This window comes from Streptomyces sp. NPDC044002 (assembly GCF_056434525.1).
Genome location: NZ_JBWKEZ010000120.1, coordinates 9,735 through 12,078, shown reverse-complemented (window position 1 = coordinate 12,078; position 2,344 = coordinate 9,735). Strand labels below are relative to the sequence as shown.

3 protein-coding genes are annotated in these 2,344 nt (G+C 72.7%); 2 read left to right on the top strand and 1 reads right to left on the bottom strand.

The features are described 5' to 3' along the window. Positions 1–374: 374 nt before the first annotated feature. Positions 375–722: a hypothetical protein gene (locus AC07A6_RS40380; protein ID WP_478780421.1), complete on the top strand. Its 348-nt coding sequence runs from the start codon at positions 375–377 to the stop codon at positions 720–722. On the opposite strand, the gene AC07A6_RS40375 is transcribed toward AC07A6_RS40380, so the two are convergent. Further along, positions 715–1,524, bottom strand: coding sequence for a hypothetical protein (locus AC07A6_RS40375; protein ID WP_478780420.1), 810 nt, complete (start codon positions 1,522–1,524; stop codon positions 715–717). The genes AC07A6_RS40380 and AC07A6_RS40375 overlap by 8 nt on opposite strands. Positions 1,525–1,709: 185 nt before the next feature. On the opposite strand from AC07A6_RS40375, the gene AC07A6_RS40370 reads away from it, so the two are divergent. Further along, complete coding sequence (locus tag AC07A6_RS40370) at positions 1,710–2,216, top strand: hypothetical protein (protein ID WP_478780419.1); 507 nt, start codon at positions 1,710–1,712, stop codon at positions 2,214–2,216. Positions 2,217–2,344: the final 128 nt, after the last annotated feature.

The following is a 2,344-nucleotide window of genomic DNA, read 5'->3' as shown; positions in this document are numbered from 1 at the left end:
CCGCGCCTCAAACGCCGGCGGGGCTGGAGTTGCCGAACGCCGGCGGGGCTGGATTTCGCGCAGCGAAATTCCAGCCCGCGCGGCGTTTGAGCGCACCGGGCGCGCAGCGCCCGGTTCTTTCAGCCTCGCCGGCGTTTGAGGCGCGGGGTCAGGGGCAGCGCCCCTGGGAACGGTGGAAGGGCGGGGCGGGGAGCAGCCCGCGCAGCGGCGTATCCCGGACCGCCAAGTTCCGCGCAGCGGTGCGCACCCCGGCCGGAGCTGGACCGTACGGGTGACGGGGAATCGATTCCGCGCGCGGCGGGCGGTGACCCGCGGGCGAGGCGCCGGAAAGGTGGCTGCCGCACGTTTGTTGCCCTCCCGAGGAGATAACCCCCATGCGTCTTCGCCGTGCCTCCATCGCCGCCATCGGCGCCTTCACCCTCCTGCTGGCCGTCCCGTCCTCGGCCTCCGCCACACTGGGCGAGTTCAGCTACCGGTACATCGGCCTGGACGGAAATCCGCACTTCAGGATCCTGCTCGACCCGCCGAGCAACGAGTGCATCACCCTGGACGAGGTGGCCGACCCCGCCGCCAGCGAGCCCGCCGACACCCCGCGCAACGCGACCACCTCGACGGCGACCGTGTTCACCGAGCCGGAGTGCGACGGCGACTACTTCTCGCTGCGGCCGCTCACGGGCCGCGGCTCCCAGCGGCTGAAGCTCCGCTCGGTCGTCTTCAGCTGACCCCGGCCCGGCGTGGCCCTGACCCGTCGCGGGCCCGGAGGGCCTTCGTGAGCATCCCGCCCGCGACGATCAGGGCCACGCCCAGCCACCACAGCTTCCCGTCGAAGACGAGCACCGCGATGCCGACCGGGACCAGCAGCCCCGCCACCGGCAGCAGCATCGAGGCTCCGCCCGGCGGGGCCTCGCCCCGGGCGCGGGCCCGGACCACGCCCGGGTACCAGACGGTGAACCGCACGGCGGCGACGATCGCCAGGATCTGGATGATCCAGCCGGTCCAGATGTTGTCCGGGTTGTGCAGCACCAGGTCGCCGTAGCCGCCTGCGAGGGCCGCCACCAGGAAGGCCAGCCCCCACACCCCGGTGATCACGTAGTTGGTGCGCAGGAACGCCGGCGCGCGCCACAGCGAGGGGTCGACCTGCTCGCGGGCGTACTGGAGGGTGAAGGGCATCCCCACGGCCATGGAGCCGAAGGCGATCACCGTCAGGGTGAGGTTCGCGATCTCCCCCGCGTACGTCTCCAGCCAGCGCAGGGTGCCGTCGCTCGCGAGCGCGCCGATGACGGCGAACGCGGCGAAGAACACCACGTCGGCGACTTCGAGGAGCTTCCACGAGCTGCCGCGGTGCACCACCCGGCCCAGGACCACCAGTGCCAGGGCCGCGGCCAGGGCGATCCCGACGGCGATCTCGAACCGTCCCGGTCCGACCAGCAGGGAGAACACGATCCACGGCGCCATCCCGACGACCGGGTTCTCCAGGAACCCGGACACCGGTCCGGTGGCCGTGCCGTATGCCTCGGAGCGCACCCTTCCAGCGTGCGCGCCGCTGACGGGGAGGGCCAATCGTGCGCGGGTGCGCCCCGGCCGGTCTGCGCTGATGGTGTGATCCGTACGGGACGCCGGTGCGGGACCGGCCCTCCTGCGTACGCAGCGTGCTCTTCTGATCATCACCTGTCGTACGAGGTGATGATCAGAATTCGGATGGGAGTGTCATGTTCCGCCGTACCCCGAGGGTCCTGCCGGCCCTCGCCCTCGCCCTGACCACGGCCGCGACCGGTCTGGCAACCGCGCCCGCCGCCCACGCGGCGGCCCCCGCACCCTGCGGGACCAGCGTCTCCGACTTCACGGGAAGCACCGCCAAGGACACCCCCTTCGTCGGGAAGATCGTCATCCCCGACTCGGGCTTCGAGGACCGCGAGATCACGCTGTCCCCGGTCACCGCGAACTCCAGCCTGCTCAAGGTGGAGATCAAGGTCTCGGAGAGCCAGACCACATCGGTCACCGGGAACTTCACCCTCAGGGTCAACGCCCTCAACCACGGACAGCTCAGCTTCCCGCTCTACACGGGCGGGATCGGCTACGTCACGGACGTCGCCTGCTCCTCCGGCCTGCTCGCCTCCAGCCGGGTCACCACCCTCAGCGGGACCGTGACCACCACGGGCGTCGAGTCGTCCCCGAACGTCCCCAAGCGGCTCGACTTCACCGCCAGCCGCACCTGACCCGCCCCGGGGACGGGAGCGGGGGGGGGGGGGGGGGGGGGGGGGGGGGGGGGGGGGGGGGGGGGGGGGGGGGGGGGGGGGGGGGGGGGAGGAGGGGGGGAGGCGGGGGGGGGGGGGGGGGGGGGTGG

Bases quoted from the DNA above. Each gene is read 5' to 3' on its own strand.
- AC07A6_RS40370 (WP_478780419.1), top strand. From the start codon at position 1,710: ATGTTCCGCCGTACCCCGAGGGTCCTGCCGGCCCTCGCCCTCGCCCTG.
- AC07A6_RS40380 (WP_478780421.1), top strand. From the start codon at position 375: ATGCGTCTTCGCCGTGCCTCCATCGCCGCCATCGGCGCCTTCACCCTC.